This is a genomic window from Imperialibacter sp. (genome assembly GCF_040222385.1).
Lineage (GTDB): Bacteria > Bacteroidota > Bacteroidia > Cytophagales > Cyclobacteriaceae > Imperialibacter.
In genome coordinates this window covers 95,100-111,692 of the sequence record NZ_JAVKDF010000035.1, presented here as the reverse complement: position 1 = coordinate 111,692, position 16,593 = coordinate 95,100, and the positions used below count along the sequence as shown (strand labels likewise).

10 protein-coding genes are annotated in these 16,593 nt (G+C 46.4%); 2 read left to right on the top strand and 8 right to left on the bottom strand.

The genetic code is table 11. The features are described 5' to 3' along the window. Positions 1–51: 51 nt before the first annotated feature. Entirely contained in the window at positions 52–765 is a 714-nt protein-coding gene (locus RIG68_RS16360) for a hypothetical protein (protein ID WP_350124476.1), read from the bottom strand. 283 nt (positions 766–1,048) lie between these two features. Continuing rightward, a complete protein-coding gene (locus RIG68_RS16355) occupies positions 1,049–1,843 on the bottom strand; it encodes a PAS domain S-box protein (RefSeq protein WP_350124474.1) in 795 nt (264 codons plus the stop codon). Positions 1,844–2,198: 355 nt separating this feature from the next. On the opposite strand from RIG68_RS16355, the gene RIG68_RS16350 reads away from it, so the two are divergent. Together RIG68_RS16350 and RIG68_RS16345 are read left to right on the top strand one after the other, a co-directional pair. Beyond that, positions 2,199–3,392 carry a CehA/McbA family metallohydrolase domain-containing protein gene (locus tag RIG68_RS16350; protein WP_350124471.1) on the top strand — a complete coding sequence of 398 codons (1,194 nt, stop codon included), beginning with the start codon at positions 2,199–2,201 and terminating at the stop codon, positions 3,390–3,392. A 67-nt stretch (positions 3,393–3,459) separates the two neighbouring features. After that, positions 3,460–4,935 (top strand): outer membrane protein assembly factor BamB family protein, encoded by a 1,476-nt coding sequence (locus RIG68_RS16345; protein ID WP_350124468.1) that lies wholly within the window; start codon positions 3,460–3,462, stop codon positions 4,933–4,935. Positions 4,936–4,942: 7 nt separating this feature from the next. Here the strand turns inward: RIG68_RS16345 and RIG68_RS16340 are convergent, their stop codons facing one another. From RIG68_RS16340 to RIG68_RS16315, 6 genes are all read right to left on the bottom strand, one after another. Next, the gene (locus RIG68_RS16340; protein WP_350124465.1) at positions 4,943–6,085 is read right to left on the bottom strand and encodes an MBL fold metallo-hydrolase; all 1,143 of its coding nucleotides are present in this window, start codon (positions 6,083–6,085) and stop codon (positions 4,943–4,945) included. Positions 6,086–6,165: 80 nt separating this feature from the next. Then, positions 6,166–8,865 (bottom strand): ABC transporter permease, encoded by a 2,700-nt coding sequence (locus RIG68_RS16335; protein ID WP_350124462.1) that lies wholly within the window; start codon positions 8,863–8,865, stop codon positions 6,166–6,168. Between the two features lie 26 nt (positions 8,866–8,891). After that, positions 8,892–11,564: an ABC transporter permease gene (locus RIG68_RS16330; RefSeq protein WP_350124459.1), complete on the bottom strand. Its 2,673-nt coding sequence runs from the start codon at positions 11,562–11,564 to the stop codon at positions 8,892–8,894. 14 nt (positions 11,565–11,578) lie between these two features. Further along, complete coding sequence (locus RIG68_RS16325) at positions 11,579–11,911, bottom strand: helix-turn-helix transcriptional regulator (RefSeq protein WP_151998823.1); 333 nt, start codon at positions 11,909–11,911, stop codon at positions 11,579–11,581. 265 nt (positions 11,912–12,176) lie between these two features. Beyond that, positions 12,177–12,563 (bottom strand): response regulator, encoded by a 387-nt coding sequence (locus RIG68_RS16320; protein ID WP_151998822.1) that lies wholly within the window; start codon positions 12,561–12,563, stop codon positions 12,177–12,179. A 5-nt stretch (positions 12,564–12,568) separates the two neighbouring features. Continuing rightward, positions 12,569–16,477, bottom strand: coding sequence for a PAS domain S-box protein (locus RIG68_RS16315; RefSeq protein ID WP_350124456.1), 3,909 nt, complete (start codon positions 16,475–16,477; stop codon positions 12,569–12,571). Positions 16,478–16,593: the final 116 nt, after the last annotated feature.

Here is a 16,593-nt window from a genome sequence, read left to right as displayed (position 1 = left end):
GGCAGCAGCATACTTGGGAGTCGGTTACTTTTGGTGTGTGAGTAATAATCATTAAAGGTTCTGGCAGAAGCTCAAGAGCCTGACCAGACCCTCTTCACTTTTTAAATCGATTGATTCGTTTTTTATGAAGTCACGAATTTCATTTTTATAGCGTGGCAATATCCGGTAGATGTTCTTGCCACTGGCCGGGAACACTCTTTGGTTTCGGTCAACAAGAAAGAATGCCACCTTCTTTTCAACGATGATGTTGCTACGGGCAAACTGGTCTTCCAACACTCTGTCGGTGTCGTTTCCCACTCTCCTTAGTACGATGTTGGTGGTGGAGGGATCGACAAAATTGGAGTATCCATCAAAGGTGCCCTCATCGACCGGAATTAAATGAACGAAGTCTTTTTTGGCAAGCTTCGGGAACAATGAGTCGTTCTGCACTTCTACAAGGCCATATTTATAGTCGTTAAGAATGACCGTGCCTCCAAAGTCATATTTTTGAACCAGATAGTCGTTTTTCAAAAATGTGGTATCTTTCTTTACGCTGATCAACACCATTTTTTGATATAGCAGGCTATAGTTGGCCATGGCCAGCGAGGTGTTACCATCCACATAGAAAATGGCGCATTTACGGAAATCCGGAAACAGATACAGCTCATCGAATGGTACTATGCTTTCCACTCTGACACCTGCGGGGACACGGTAAGGCCAATTCGACTGGCCCACCATCTCTCCCTGAAAAAGAAAAAATAGCAATGTAACTATCAAAGCCCTCATATCAGGTGGTTTTTGCAAGTACCCGTGAAACCCAAGCGTTTAACAACTCAACCGCTGTTTGGTTTGGTGGAAGCAGCTTTTATCAAGGTATGAATTTAGGCAGAGTAGTTCAAGATAGTCGGCCTGTATTAATGCACGCTGCCTGCCAGCAGCTAATTGGCGGTCAATATTGCAGGCCTGACGGGCGCATTCGGTAGGAGCAAAGCAATCCTTTGGAATAAAGCTATAAGGAGGTTTTGGATGCGAACTCAGCGCACAATTCAGTTTTTGGAGTCACTTAATGTTACTGCGGAGAGTCCTCATCCTCGAATAGGTTTCCGGTTTTGTTAACGATTTCATGAATAATAACATCAAGCTGCTCGATGGTTTGCTGCATATTCGTAAAAATCTGCCGGTTATCTTCTAGCGAATTTTGATCCAAATCAATCAGCATCATCAGTCCTTTGATGGACGCAACCGGCCCACGAACCTTATGCGATTGTATCCAGGCTATTTCTTTCAGTGCTTCATTTTGCCGCCTTAGTCGCTCCTCAGTTTCTTTAAATGCAGTGACATCTTTGGCAGTCACCAAAATGCTGGTGTCAAGGTCGTTGCCACCAGAGAGTAATGAAAATGAGACAGCATGTGCAACAGGCACGTTGTCCGAGGTAAGGAAGTTCAATTCCATGTTAACTGAGACATTATTTTCCTTCAGGTCTCTTTCAATCCTGTTCAGGTCGTCCTGATAATCGGGGCCTAGCAGTTTGCTGAAATGTTGATTGATAAGTTGATCTTTCGTGTAACCTAGAGAGCTCAGCACCTGATGGTTGGCGATCTCAATGGTGAAGTCCTTCTTCAGAATAATCAACAAGTCGATCACTCCCTTATATATGTTTTGCAGGTAGTTCCTGGAAACGGTGGATGCTTTGATCTCCTCTCCGAGCATATTGATGCCGCCAATCAGGCCATCGAGTTCATTATTCTCATCTGAGCGCTGAAGTCGGAAGTTGTAATTGCCGTTGGCAATTTCGAATATCATGGATTGGATTTCTTCAATCCGATTGTAGATATCTGCTGGTAGGGTGGATTTAAGTGACATGCTCTAAGGTAAAATATGTCCAATAAATTGGACATAAACAGGTTAGGTTAATAGTGGTTCTACTTATAAGGTTATTGAATGCTAACGTATATTATGCAATTTCTTTTCATATTTCAACTTTTTAGGTCAAATTGTAGAAGTGATGCAATTAAATAAGAGAATTGACTCAGTTATTTTAATTGTATTTTTCTAATAATTAGTTGTTTGATTCTTTGCTGGGCCTGGTGTGTAATTTGAACATGAAATGCTTGATAAAAGCTACCGAAAGAGCATATCTATCGGATGACTTATTACCATATTTACTTTTTTCTTGAAACATTCGTCGGGTGAATTGATAAAGTTTAAATTTTAGAAAATGAAAAGATTAGGCATTCTATCGCTCTTTTTGGTGCTTCTCTGGTCGTGTGGAACACAGAAAACAGCTAAGCTTGAAAAGCAATGGTACAAAGGAAATTTGCATACCCACAGCTACTGGAGCGATGGAGACGAGTTTCCGGAAATGATTATGGGCTGGTACAAAGACCATGATTATGACTTTGTAGGTCTTTCTGACCACAACACGTTGGCGGCTGGAGAGAAATGGAAGCTGGTGCCAAGAGGAGGAGTGTACAAAGACGCTTTTTACACTTACCTTGAAAAATATGGGGAAGACTGGGTGGAATATAAAGAAGATACTGGTAGGGTAAGCGTAAAGCTGAAAACCTTTGCGGAGTATGTGCCACTCTTTGCCGAAAAGGACAAGTTCCTCATCATTCAATCAGAGGAGATCACCAACAGCTTTGAAGGGAAGCCACTGCATCTCAATGTTACAAATGTGAAGGAGCTGATAGGGGCTCAGGAAGGGAGCAGTGTGTCGGATGTACTGCAAAAGAGCATTGATGCCTTAGCGGCGCAACGGCAAGCCACCGGTCAGCCAATGATCATTCATATCAATCATCCCAATTTCTATTTTGCCATCACTTTGGACGACATGATATCGCTTAACGGTGAGCGGTTCTTCGAGGTGTTCAACGGGCACCCGATGGTCAACAACTATGGTGACTCCACCCACATTGGTATGGAGGAGATGTGGGACCGCATCAATATTGCCTACCTGGCCGCCGGAAAGCCCCTCATGTATGGTGTGGCAACGGACGATAGCCATAATTACCATATGTTTGGCGATGCCTACAGCAATAGTGGCCGGGGCTGGGTGATGGTGCTGGCCGACTCCCTGCGACCTGCCTCTTTGATTGAAGCCATGGAAGCAGGGGACTTTTACGGTTCTACCGGAGTGACTTTGAGTGGAATTAGCCATGAGGGGAACAAGGTCAGAGTAGAGGTGGGGGCGGAAGAGGGCGTTGCTTATACAATACAATTCATTGGGGTGAAGAAAGGGGAAGAGATGTCTTCGGTGTTGCTGGAGAAAAAAGGAATAGCTGCTGAATTTGATCTAACAGAAGACATCGTGTTTGTCAGAGCCAAAGTAGTGTCGGACAAGTATAAAGAAAACCCGTTCCAAGAGGGTGATTTTGAGACCGCCTGGACGCAGCCAGTGGTTTATCAGTAAGACTGGCCGTTTTGAACTTCATGCCCTTTTGATCTATCTTTCAAAGGATTAAAATCATTAGCATCGGATGTCTTTTCGGTTTACACTTTTTCTGCTGGCATGCATTAGCATTGCTGGTCAGCTATTGGCGCAAGAATCATGGACAAAACGTCTTCCCGGAATCGGGACTTTTTCATCGCCCAGAGTAGCTGACCTCAACGGAGATGGCATCAAAGATATTATTCTCGGGGCGGGCAGGGAGGAATTCAAAGCCTGCGACTCGGCAGTGTTTGCACTGGACGGAAGAACCGGCGACATGCTTTGGAATGTGTCGGCTATTGATCAGGTGTTTGGTTCGGCCAGTTTGAAAGACATCACTGGTGACGGTGTGATGGATGTGTTCATCAATGGGAGGTCGGCGGAATTGCAGGCTGTGAATGGCAAGACCGGGGAAGTGATCTGGCATTTCAATGACCCCGACCTGGCCAAAGAACGGAAGCAAAAGCAGTGGTTCAACTTCTACAATCCACAGTTTGTACCAGACCAAAACGGAGATGGTGTGGAGGATATATTGATTTCCAATGGCGGCGATGTAATGGCAGAGCCTTACGACCCAAACCGACCGGCTGGTCACCTGGTAGTGCTCAACACCCTCACTGGCGAAGTGCTGGGCAAAGCCAAAATGCCTGATGGCAAGGAAATTTATATGTCGGTGACTGCTTTGGCGGTAGCTGGAGGCACAGACATGGAGATCGTATTTGGAACCGGCGGAGAAACCATTGGGGGCAACCTGTGGCTGGGTACACTCTCTCAGGTGATGAAGGGCGATTTAACCCCCGCTATCAAGCTCGACAGCAGTGCCAACAAGGGCTTTATAGCTCCAGCTGCCTGGGTAGATGTGAATGACGACGGCAGGCCCGACATCATTGCCAATGCAGTGGATGGGAGATTTCTGGCGTTCGATGGGAAAACGCACCAAAAAATCTGGCAAGTGAAAATAGACAACGCCGAAGCTTACAGTTCGATCTCAGTGGGGAATTTTAACGCCGACAAGATACCCGACTTTTTCCTGTCTTTTGCGCAAGGATCCTGGCCCAACCTCGACTGGACCAAGCAATTTATGGTGAGTGGTGCCAATGGAGCCGTTGAGTTTCTGGACTCGCTTGGGCTTTATCAAACCACCACGCCTGTGATTGCCGACTTTACCCTTGATGGTGTTGATGATGCATTGGTGATTGTGAACTACCAGGCAGAAAGCCTGGAAAATGGATTAATGAAGAAGTACTTCTACAACATGCTGGCGGTGATCGATTTCACGACAGGTGAAGTCATTGATCTCGATGTTCATACGGATGGACATAATCTTTCGTCAACACCTTGGGTCGGTGATTTGGATGGCGACGGCAATATTGATATCGTTTACTGCCACGCCACTAACACTGAGCATACCTATACCTTTGACGGCATGGAAGTGATAAGATTGACGACCACTTTGCCTATCGGAAATGAGATCAAATGGGGTGCCTACATGGGTAGTTGGTATGACGGCGTGTTCAAAAAATAAGGCAGTATCACCTTAAAGAATCCCACCACCGCTCCATAGGGAACGTTGGTTCACCTACTAACAGCCTTTCACCGATCTTTGGGGTGGTGATTGCCATGCCTAACTCGCCAGCCTTTTTGGTTACCCTGTCAACAGGATCTTTCCACGCATGAAGCGCTAACACGAACGCTCCCCAATGAATAGGCATCATGAGCTTCGCATTTAGATCAACGGCCCCCTGAGCCGTTTCTTCCGGCAACATATGAATATTGTGCCAGCGCAGGTCATACTGCCCGCACTCCATGAGTGCCACATCAAACGGGCCGTACCGTTGACCGATTTCTTTGAAATGTGGGCCATAGCCACTGTCGCCACTGAAATAAATGTTGGCGTGGGTTCCTTTGATCACCCACGAACCCCACAGTGTTGAAAAACGGTTGGTGATGCCCCTGCCAGAGAAGTGCCTTGCTGGTGTGCAGACAATTTGAAGATTCTCATGCGTGGTTTCCTCCCACCAGTTCATTTCATGTATTTTTTCTCCGGCTACCCCCCATGCAACCAGGTGAGCGCCAACACCCAATGGTACATAAAAGTCTTTCACTTTGTCTTTCAGCCCGGTCACAGAGCCGTAGTCGAGGTGGTCGTAATGATCATGCGAAAAGAAGACTGCGTCTATTACAGGCAGCTGAGCGATTTCTATCGGCAGACCCTCAGTAAACCTGTGAGACCCGATAAACGAGACCGGCGAAGGCGAGTCGCCAAACATTGGATCGAGTAAAATGTTCTTTCCTTCCATTTCCAGGAGAAAGGCCGAGTGCCCAAACCAGGTAAGCCGGGTCAGGGTGTCCGGTCGATTGACGATGCTCATGGAATCAATCTTCAAAACAGGAAGTGGTTTTTCGGGAGCCAGGTTGGGCACGCCCACAACGTAATCTCTTAGCAGGGTTTTTACTGTAGCCCAGTCCATTTCCATGGATGTGGGCTGTTGGTTGACAAAAAGACCCTCCTCGAAATGGCCGGACTTTTCGTAGGAAGCGATTTGGGCGTCAGTTGGGGTGCCGCCAAACTGTGGGCTCAGGCCGGTGAAAAGCCATCCCGCAACGACCACCAGGGTAGTAATCCCGGCAAGGGAGATGCCGATAAACTTGAAAACAACTAAAATCAATCTCATAAGTGTATGGAGAGCACAAAAGCATCAATGCCAGCCTCAAAAATACGCTTACGATCAATCAATACACAAAGGTTGCATTCTTATTCGTATTTCAGCGCTTTGACCGGGTTGGCCCTGGCTGTTTTGATCACATGAACTCCAATGGTAAACAAAGCGATGAGCAGCGCCGCTGCCCCTGCCCCAGCAAATATGTACCAGCTGATGTCGATGCGGAAAGCGAAATTTTCAAGCCATCGCTGCAGCAGTAAGTAAGAAACGGGCCATGCAATCAGGTTGGCCAGGAGAACCCACGTGGTGAACTCCCTGGAGAGGATCACGATGATTTGAGGCACGCCGGCACCCAGCACTTTTCGAATGCCAATTTCTTTGGTGCGTCGTTCGGTGACAAAGGCTGCCAGTCCAAAAAGGCCCAGACAGGCGATAAAAATGGCAATGCTGGCAAAAATGGTAACAATAGTACCGGCCTTTTGTTCGCTTTGATAAAGCCTGGCCAATGTTTCATCTACAAAACTATAGTGGATAGCCTCACCTTCAGGTGCAAACTTTGACCACTCATCTTCAATGAAGGCCATGGTCGACATCATGTCGTCGGACGACACCCGGAGCGTCAGCATTCCCGATGATTCTCTTGGTGGTCGCAGGTTGAGTACCAGGGGCCGGATCTGCCGGTGGAGCGATTCGTAGTTAAAGTCCCTGACCACGCCAATGATTTTGTAGGTCGTCCCTCTTTCCGTGATATCAATGGACGTTATTTCACTGCCGACCGGGTCTGCTGCGTTAAAGGCCCTGGCGGCCGATTCATTAATGATCACGGCCTGAGAATCGTTGGGGAAGTCCTTCGAGAAAAACCTTCCTGCTACAAGTTCTATTTGAAAAGTTTCCAAAAAGGCATCATCCACGTTGATAAACTGAGCAAGCACAATGTCGGATCCGGTCTTTTTATTGTACAAATAACCGCTTCCGGGAATGCCACTATTGAACAGTCTAGAACTGTTGGTAATCGCCTGTATGTTCGAGTTTTGACGTAAGGTTTCGCTAAATACATCTGTCTTTTCTCTAAGTAGCGCTGCATTCCTGATTGAAACAAGGTGCTCTCTGCTGAATCCCAGGTTTTTATTTTGGATATAATGCAGCTGGTCTTTGATGACGATAGTGCCGATGAGCAAAGAGATAGAAATGGCAAATTGGGTAATGACCAGGCTACTTCTCAGCTTGCTGCTTTTAGCTCCTTTAACTTTGTTGTGTTTCAAAACGCTGATGGGCCGGGCCTGCGATAGATACAGAGCCGGGTAGCTGCCTGCCAGCACACCCACTACCAGGGCAAACAGCAGAAGACCGGGCAGTGTGTATACATTGCTGAAAAGGTTGAAAGTAAGGGGCCTTCCTGTCAGGTTGTTGAATCCGGGCAATGCCAGGCGGATAAATACTACCGACAATGCTACAGCCAGCAGGCTCATCAATACTGCTTCGGAAATAAATTGTGTGATGAGCTGATAGCGGGTAGAACCAAAGGTTTTTCTAACCCCCACCTCTTTTGCCCGCTTTTCCGACTTGGCTGTGGACAGGTTCATGAAGTTGATTACCGCAATGAATAGAATGAACACTGCGACCACAGAAAATATGTAAATGTAAGCGATGTCTCCCGACCTGACCGTACCCCATTCCGTATTGAGATCGATACCGTAGTCTCGTTGTGATCTCAGGTAAATTGACTGAAAGGGCTGTAAGCCAAAGGCATAGTCGCTGCCTTGCTTAAGCAGCTCGTCGAAGGAAACGCCAAGCACTTGTTGGACCTGAGGCGCTACATAGTTGGTTACAACAGACTGCATTTTCTTCTCGAAGGCGACCGGATCGGTTCCCTTTTTTAAAGCGATGTAAGTGGTATACCAAAGCTCTATCCAACCGTCATTTGGCTCGTAGGTAGAGAGGGATTCAAGGTAATCGCAGCTAAAGTGAGAATTTTTTGGAAAGTCCTCTATCAGAGCCGTCACCATGTAGCTCCGGCCTCCCTCGGTCTCCAGTGTAGCACCAACCGGGTTTTCGTTACCAAAGATTTTCTTTGCCGCCGACTCCGTGATTACGAGCGAGTTAGGGCTTGTGAGGGCGGAGCCTGGCTCTCCCTCGATAAATTTGACAGGAAAAATATCAAAGAAAGTGCTGTCAACGGCATGAACCGTATTGCTCCTGTAAACCCGGTTATTGTGCCGAAACGCTCTGGGCCCCTGATAGCCTATACGGGTATAGGTGAGAACTTCCGGGAAATTCTCTTTGAGAGTGGCACCCATTCTTCCCGACGTTTTTGAGTTAACATTGCTTTCGCCGTTGATGTGGGAGCGAACATAAACCCGATAAAGTTGCTCGTTTTTGGCAACGGATGAATCCGCTTTGTCGAAGCTTAGTTCGAAGCGAACGAATAGAAACAAGGTTAGGAAGCACGTAACGCCTACTGCCAGCCCAAGGATATTGATGGCAGCAAATGCCCTGTCTTTGCTGATATTGCGAAGGGCAATTTTTAAGTAGTAACTGATCATGACCAGGCTGTTGAGTTGAGTTTTTTGTGGCTTCTTTTGCTTGCGAAGCCCGGCATTTCTTATGGATAGCAGGCAATCTTTCAGATAGTGCAGAGATGCATACCTTTCGCCATGCTGCACCCGGCGATCTTCATACAGTTCGGTTAAATCGCCCTGTACTTCGTCCAACAGCTCCCGGCTCAGAACACGCCTGAGCAGCCAGGAGCCAAAGTGAGGTGGCAAGCCATCCGTTTCATTCGAGGTTTTCATTTGCGCCTTGTGTTAGGGCATGTTTCTTATTCGTACCGCAAGGCTTTTACCGGATCCGACTTGGCGGTTGACATGGTTTTGTAGCCAACGGTAAGTAAAGCTATCACCAAAACAAGCAATCCGGCAATGACGAAAATCATCGGTGAAATAGAAATTCTGTAGGCGAAATTGTCGAGCCAGTTGTTCATGATGAACCAGGTGGCGGGCCAGGCAATGAGGTTGGCGAACAGCACCAGGTAGACAAACTCTTTTGACAGCAGCATGACAATGTGGCCTACGTCGGCGCCAATCGCTTTTCTTATACCAATTTCCTTGGTCTTTTGTAGTGCATTGAACGACGACAAGCCGAACAACCCAAGGCAGGCAATCACAATAGCAAAGCCTGCAAACAGGGTGAAGACCCTGCTGAATTTCTTTTCGGGGTTGTACTGCCGATTGAAGAAATCGTCGAGAAAGAAGTAGTCGAACGGGTTGCCCGGGAAGTAGGCCGTGTAGGTGCGCTCTACTTTGTCGAACAACTGGCTAAGGTCGGAAACGCCATTTTTATCGAGCTTAATCGTGAAAAAGCTGCTTCGGCCTGTCACCAGCGGAAACAACAAGGGAGTAGGTTTGGTTTTGGCCGACATTTGGTTGTAGTCTTCCACTATGCCCACAATGGTTTTGTTGCCCCGTCCCCAGCTTAGCTTTTGGTTAATGGCTTCTTCAGCCGAGGCGAAACCGAGGAATTTCGCACCCGCTTCGTTGAGGATAAGCGAGCCTGTGTCGGTACCGAATGTTCGGTCGTAGTTGCGGCCGGCAACAAACCTGATGTCGTAGGCAGGGAAGTAGTCATAGTCTACTCCGGCTATATAGATTGTTTTGCGTGCTTCGTTGGGCTCTTCGGCTCTTTTGATACCGTTTGCCCAAAAAATCTCATCTCCCGGAACGTTGGTGCCCGAAGCCAGGGCTGTAATTTCCGGCATTTGAAGCAGCTCATTCCTGAAGGTCTGCATGGTTGAGCCATAAAGGGAGTCAGCTGCAAATACACCGGGCCCTTTTACCACAAGGGTCTCTGTCATATCGAAGCCCAGGTCCAGGTTGCGGACAAAGCTGAGCTGCTGATACACAATGAGGGTGCCGGCAATCAGACAAACCGAGGAAGCAAACTGGAATATGACAAGGGTTTTTCTGAGAAGGATGCCGCCCTTTTTGCCAGTCATTTTGCCCTTTAGCACGGTAGATGGCTGGTATGACGATAAAACAAATGCGGGGTACAGGCCGGAGAGAAAAGAGCCGATAAAAACGACCAGCATTGTGACGCCCCAAAAACTTGCACTCAACAAGAATGAAAGGTCCAGGCTTGCATCAGTAAGCGCATTGAACTGATTGATGCCAAGTGTTACTATGGCGAGTCCCAACACGAAGGAGAGCAAGTTCATGACAAGCGATTCGGTAATAAACTGCCCGATTAGCTGCGCCTTGAATGCGCCCATTACTTTTCTTACGCCAACTTCCTTGGCACGTTCTACCGACCTGGCTGTGCTCAGGTTGATGTAGTTGATCCAGGCAATCACCAGGATAAACGCAGCAATGATGGTAAGGAAAAAGACAGCTTCCCCATCGCCGGCTTCGTCCGGCTCCGATTCCTGAAGTAGATTAGAGCTCAGGTGGATATCGGTAATTGGCTGTAAGAGGAACTCTTGTCTGATATTGTATTTTTCTTCCTCCTCATGTCTTTCTTCATACAGCACGTCAGCAAATTTCTTATTGAAGGCCACAGGGTCAGTTCCATCCCGCAAAAGAACGTAGCTATTGAAATCGTACCACCCCCAGGCTGTTTCTGACTGGTTATCAGTTTGATTGTTGAGTGTTTGATAGGAGATAAGGAAGTCAAATTTGATATGCGAATTGTTGGGCACGTCTTTGGCTACGGCAGTCACGGCCATGCTGTATTGCCCGTCAGCCCGGATCATTTTGCCGATGGGATCTTCGTCTCCGAAGTATTTTTTGGCGGCTGTTTCGGAAATTACCACAGTATTCGGCTCAGTCAGGCAGGTTTCCACATCTCCCTTGATGAGTGGGAAGGTAAAGATCTTCAGGAAAGCAGGATCGGCAATGTGAATTCTGTCTTCCCGAAAGTTGATATTGTTATAAGAAACTACCATCGAAAGGGGATAGGCTCTGGCGAAGTCTACCACCTCGGGCATTTTCTCTTTCATGAAAGGCCCTACCCTTGGCACGGCCGCAGCACATTCAAACTGAAGCTCTCCTTCGCGGTAAAAGTTGTACTGTATGCGATACAGATTTTTGAAATTGACGTTGAACTTGTCGTAGCTCCGCTCGTAGGCCACGTATTGCATAATAAAAATGCAGGCAGCCATGCCAAGTGCCAGCCCCATGATGTTGAGGGCAGTGTAGACCTTGTTTTTGGAGATGGTCCGCAGTGTGATTTTAAGGTAATTTCTGATCATAGCGCCTGAGTTATTTTGAGTAGTATAATGTCTTTTTCTTCTGAGGTCGTAATTGCGGGCAGAAAGTACGGCGTCTTTCAGGTAGTGAAGCGAGGCGATCCACTTCCCTTTTGTTTCAAGTCTTTCTTCGTACAGTTCAAGCAAGTCACCATGTATCTCTTCGAACAGTTCAGCACTGTAAATCTTCCTGAGGAGGAAGGTCCCCAGCGCTGGTGGCCGATTCACATGGTTTTGTCCTGCGGGTATCAAAGAGGTGCCGGTTTTCAGCTATTGACAAACGACAACTGAGGGATGTTGGACCACAGTTGCTCTTTCATTTCTTTGGATTCCTTCAGCGTGGCAAAGCCGGCTGAGGTTACTTTGAACAGGCGCTTCTTCTTGCCGCCTCTTTTTGAAGTGGCGCCGCCAAATTCGGACGACAGAAAGCCCTTGTCCTCAAGCCTGTAGAGTGAGGAGTGGACTGCGCTGATATTTACTACTCTGCTGGCTGTTTTTTCCAGTTCTTCCCTCACCGCTACTGCATATGCTTCGTCGCCGAGTGAAGCCACCATCAGAAGGACCAGCTCTTCGAGTTCTCCAAGGTTATTGCCTTTCATTCCTTTTAAGTTTGCGATTGATTATCCTCACAAACGTAAATAAAATAAATTTGTTTTCCTCAGTTTTGTAAATTATATCATTTAAAGGCCTTCATGAGGCTTTAGGTAGTTGCATTCCCCGGGCGGGTAAATGGCAGGTGGTCACCTGCCAAAAGGTCGGACAACCCTTTGTTGCCTCCCTTACAGCATTTAACTTTCAAAAGCCCTGTGCTAATACTTGCGGGGAGCGATGGCGTGAGATTAGTTGAGGGGAGGGGACTGGCAGTTACCCCAGTATTTTTGCCAGGTCAGCTTCTTTTACGGGTTTCACAATGAAATCGCTAACCTCCTGGTATGTCTTCGCTTTTTCGATGTCAGCCTGGTCTATGGAAGAACTTACCATGTAAATGGTGATCTTCTTCTTTATCATCGGTTTGATTTTTACAAACTCGTCAAGAAACTGCCATCCATCCATAACGGGCATGTTTATGTCCAGTAAGATGACGTCAGGCAATTCTTCACTTGTGCTGATCAAAGGTTTCATGTACTTAATTGCCTCGGCACCATTTTTAAATACCAACAGGTTTTTACTGTACTTATGAAAATCAATCAGCTTCCTGAGGCCGAATACATAAATCTGATCATCATCGATGATGCAAGCTAAATCTACCATGCTTATTAAAAGTATATCTTAAACGTTGTTCCTACCCCCACTTCACTTTCTACTTCGATTCTACCCCCCATGCTCTCCACCTGATTTTTGGTAATGAAAAGGCCGATCCCTTTGGCGTCGGCATTGCCGTGAAATGTCTTGTACATGCCAAACAATTTGGCTTTGTGGAGTTTGAGATCGATACCCCTACCGTTATCTGCAATTTGCAAAACTTTTGAATTTTTAGATTCAACAAAGTCAATATTAACCACGGGATTTCTCTCCGGGTGCCTGTACTTAATGGCATTGCTCAGGAAATTGAGCAAGATGCTTTCAAGGTAAGCCTTGTTATAGGTAATGGTGGTGGTGTCACCAATATGTAAATTTATTTTGGCTTTTTTCTCCTTAATGTCCCCTGAGAGTATTTGCATTGTTTTAATGAAGTATTCCTTCAGGTTAAGATCTTCTGTTTGGGTATTGATGTCTACCTGAATTTTCACCACCTCATTCAAATTGGTAATAGTTTCGCTCAACGACACTGATATTTCGGCCAGGTGTTCAATGAGCTCATCTTTTTCTTCGGCTGTGGAGGACATGTTGATCAAATTGATCATCATTTCCAGATTGCCCGAATGGGAGCGGAGGTTGTGTGACACTATGTGAGCAAAGTTGAGCAGCCGCTTGTTCTGTTCGCTGATAATATCGAACGAGTGCCTGACCTGCGCTTCATTCTCTTTTCGTTGCGTAATGTCGGAATGTGTACCGATGACACGGGATGGCAGGCCCTTTTCGTTAAATTCTGTGACCTTGCCACGATCAAGTACCCATACATAGTGCCCACCTTTGTGTTGCACACGATGTTCATTAATATAAATCTCGGTTTCACCCCTCAGGTGCTTCTGCATTTCGTTGAAATAAGCCTCTTTGTCATTGGGGTGTACCCGATTACCCCAGGCCCCTGATTTGTTTGGTGCGTCTTTGGTGCTTAGCCCCAGCATGTCGAGTGATCTTTTGGAATAGAATACTTCTTCGGTTGCCAGGTTCCAATCCCACACGCCATCGTTGGCTCCTTCGAGCGCAAATTGCCAGCGTTGTTCACTTTCCTGTAGTGCCCGTTCAGTAAGTTTTCTCGCAGTGATGTTGTAGCTGATGCCTATCAGGCCCACAATTTCCCCAGTATCATTTCGCAAAGGGATTTTTGATGAAAGAAACCAATTGGTGCTTCCGTCATGCCTGGTGTTGATCGTCTCTTTATTTAAGATCGCTTTCCCAGTGCTGAACACCTCTAGGTCTTCTTGCCGTGATACATTTGCAGATTCCGCCGGGTAGAGGTCGAAGTCGGTTTTGCCCAGTACCTCTGATTCTTTTTTGAAGCCCGAATATTCCATTTCCAGCCTATTGACAAGTGTTTTCCTCGACTCCAGGTCTTTGACGTAGATATTGACCGGAATGTTATCGATTAGGGACTTTAGCAGTTTTCTTTCCTCCTTCAGGGCTATCTCCGTCGCCTTTCGATCGGAGATATCTTTAATTTGAGAGATAAAGTGACTGGGGTTTCGGTCAATGTCTTTGATAAGAGACACATTTAGAAGAACCCAAATGATTTGCCCATGTTTATGAAAATACCTTTTCTCCATTTGGTAGGAGGGTATTTCTCCCGAAATGACTTGTGCCACCAGTTGTAAATCGCTGTCAAGATCGTCGGGGTGAGTTAGTTCTTGAAAAGTAATTTTGGTTAATTCCTCATCTGAGTAGCCCAATATTTTGGACAAGCTACTATTTACTTTCAGCCATTTTCCGTCGAGCGATACCAGCGCCATTCCGATAGCTGAATATTGAAAGGCACCCCTGAACTGCTCTTCGCTCACCTTTAAGTCGAGTTCAGCATTTTTGATTTGATTGATGTCCTGAAAAACACCAAAAAGCCTGGTGCAAGCGCCGTTGATAAAGTCTGCCTGGCCCACTGCCCTGATCCATTTAGTGGAGCCGTCGGTTGTTATAAGCTCAACTTCCAAATCATAGGGAGTGCCATTTAATATAGCGTTCTGAACGGCATCCTTTATACTCGCTCTGCTTTCGCCTTCTTTGAAAAATTGGATCGCTCCGTCGAGATTAGGTTTATAGTTCTGACTTACTCCATGCATTTCCATGGTTATTTTGTCCCAATAAACCGTATCGTTAACCAAATCCACCTCCCAGGCACCGATATTGGCCGTTTCGCTGGCTTGTTTTAGAATGGACTCCAGGTGTTTTTTTTCCTCTTCCCTATGCTTTAGTGAGGTAATATCAGCAGTGTACATAATAAGTCCCCCCACAACGCCCTCACTTTTATACCATGGTCGCACCTCCCACGTCAGCCATTGTAGAGAGCCGTCCGCTCTTAGAAAGGATGCTTCGTCTACTTTATCAATAGCTCCATTGAGGCATTTTACATGAATTTCTTTCCATTCTTCTCCTATCTCAGGGAAAATGTCATAGTGTGAGACGCCCAGGATTTGCTTGTCTTTGATCCCATAGTCCTCCTTCCACTTTTCAGAAGCAGCCAGGTACCTCATTTCGGTGTCGAACATGGCAATGGCTGAGGGGGCTTGTTCAATAAATACCCTATTGCGTTTTTCACTTTCCTCAAGACTTATTTCAAAAAGCTTTTGTTCGGTAATGTCCCAATGAGTGCCCGCAATTCGGAAAGGATTGCCCAGTTCGTCATAGTGGACTACGCCATTAACCTTGATGTATTTGATAGATTTGTTGGGTAATATAATCCGGTGCTCAAGACCGATGGACAGCTCATTTTTTACGGCCAGATCAAACATCTTGTCAGTTCGAGCCAGGTCTTCGGGATGAGTTCTTTTGCTTAGTGAATCCAGAGAGATTGGCTCGTAGGGGTCAAAACCCCAGATTTTTCGCAGCTCATTGTTTACGTCAAGGAAGTTGTCTTTGATGTCGATGGTCCACAAACCCACGTTTCCACTACTGGTAGCTAGTTGTAGCCTCTCATTAAGCAAATTTAGTTCTTCCGTTCGCTCCGCTATTTTTTCTTCGAGCGACTGGTTGAGGTCCGAAAGTTGATTTTCTGCTTCTTGTCTTTCGGCATCCACTCTATTGAGTATGAAAGCCACCCGCAGTATTAGCACGAGGCAAATTGCCAGAAAGGAGATTGTTTGCAGTGAAATGCCGAATTCCACGGATACTACGCCGAACCTTTTGGAAAGAATCATTAAAAAGCCTAAGGCTATCACAAGAACGCCAATTTGCGGCAAGAGCCGCTTCGCCAGCCAGGTGCCCAGATTTCGCCTCTTAAAAAAACCAACCAAACCGAGGTGAGGCCGACTGAGACTGGCCGCCAATGAAATCAATAAAAAAGTGATGGACGTGTGAATGGCCATTGTGCTGAAAAAAGGCAGTTTGGCACTTGAGGGAACCTGATAGAAAAAGCCCATTAAAGAAATAAATGAAATCAGGCTCACCAGGTGCAGAATATACTGTGCCAGGGCAAAAAGCCGAACCCTGGAAGATGAAAAAAAAAGCAGAGAGGTTCCCAGTAGTAGAAAACAGGTGGCAGTAGCGGCCGACATACGACCCGGGTAAGGCAAATTTGCCGCTCTCGAAATATTGTCGACAAAGAAAAACTCGTCAACCCCAAACGAGTAGCCAAGCGTATATTGTGAAAGCGTAAGGAGGCCGATCAGCATGGTTGAAATAGAAAATAGCTGAACGGGCAGATTGAACCCCTTCCTGAAAGCGTCAAGGAAAGTCAAAGCCAAACCGGCGAACAAAAAGCCCAGAGCAGTATTGAACTTCATCGTCGGCAGGCCAGGAACTATCGCCAGCAGGACGTCGAATCCAATAATCCATCCAGTAATTACGAGAATGGCAATGAAGTTGACGGCCAGACTTGTGTAAGTAATAAATGAACTGTCCTTGCTTGTTCTCATTTCATCTTTTGCTGGTTAGCCTATTAACAGGCGTCAAGAAGTACTTTCGCTAAAATAGACCCTCTGAATGTATAAGACTTTACTTTAATTAGGAAAATAACAAGTAAAAATATGAC

Coding starts and splice junctions, on each gene's coding strand:
- RIG68_RS16340 (WP_350124465.1), bottom strand. CDS start 6,085: ATGAGATTGATTTTAGTTGTTTTCAAGTTTATCGGCATCTCCCTTGCC.
- RIG68_RS16335 (WP_350124462.1), bottom strand. CDS start 8,865: ATGAAAACCTCGAATGAAACGGATGGCTTGCCACCTCACTTTGGCTCC.
- RIG68_RS16325 (WP_151998823.1), bottom strand. CDS start 11,911: ATGAAAGGCAATAACCTTGGAGAACTCGAAGAGCTGGTCCTTCTGATG.
- RIG68_RS16355 (WP_350124474.1), bottom strand. CDS start 1,843: ATGTCACTTAAATCCACCCTACCAGCAGATATCTACAATCGGATTGAA.
- RIG68_RS16360 (WP_350124476.1), bottom strand. CDS start 765: ATGAGGGCTTTGATAGTTACATTGCTATTTTTTCTTTTTCAGGGAGAG.
- RIG68_RS16350 (WP_350124471.1), top strand. CDS start 2,199: ATGAAAAGATTAGGCATTCTATCGCTCTTTTTGGTGCTTCTCTGGTCG.
- RIG68_RS16345 (WP_350124468.1), top strand. CDS start 3,460: ATGTCTTTTCGGTTTACACTTTTTCTGCTGGCATGCATTAGCATTGCT.
- RIG68_RS16315 (WP_350124456.1), bottom strand. CDS start 16,477: ATGAGAACAAGCAAGGACAGTTCATTTATTACTTACACAAGTCTGGCC.
- RIG68_RS16320 (WP_151998822.1), bottom strand. CDS start 12,563: ATGGTAGATTTAGCTTGCATCATCGATGATGATCAGATTTATGTATTC.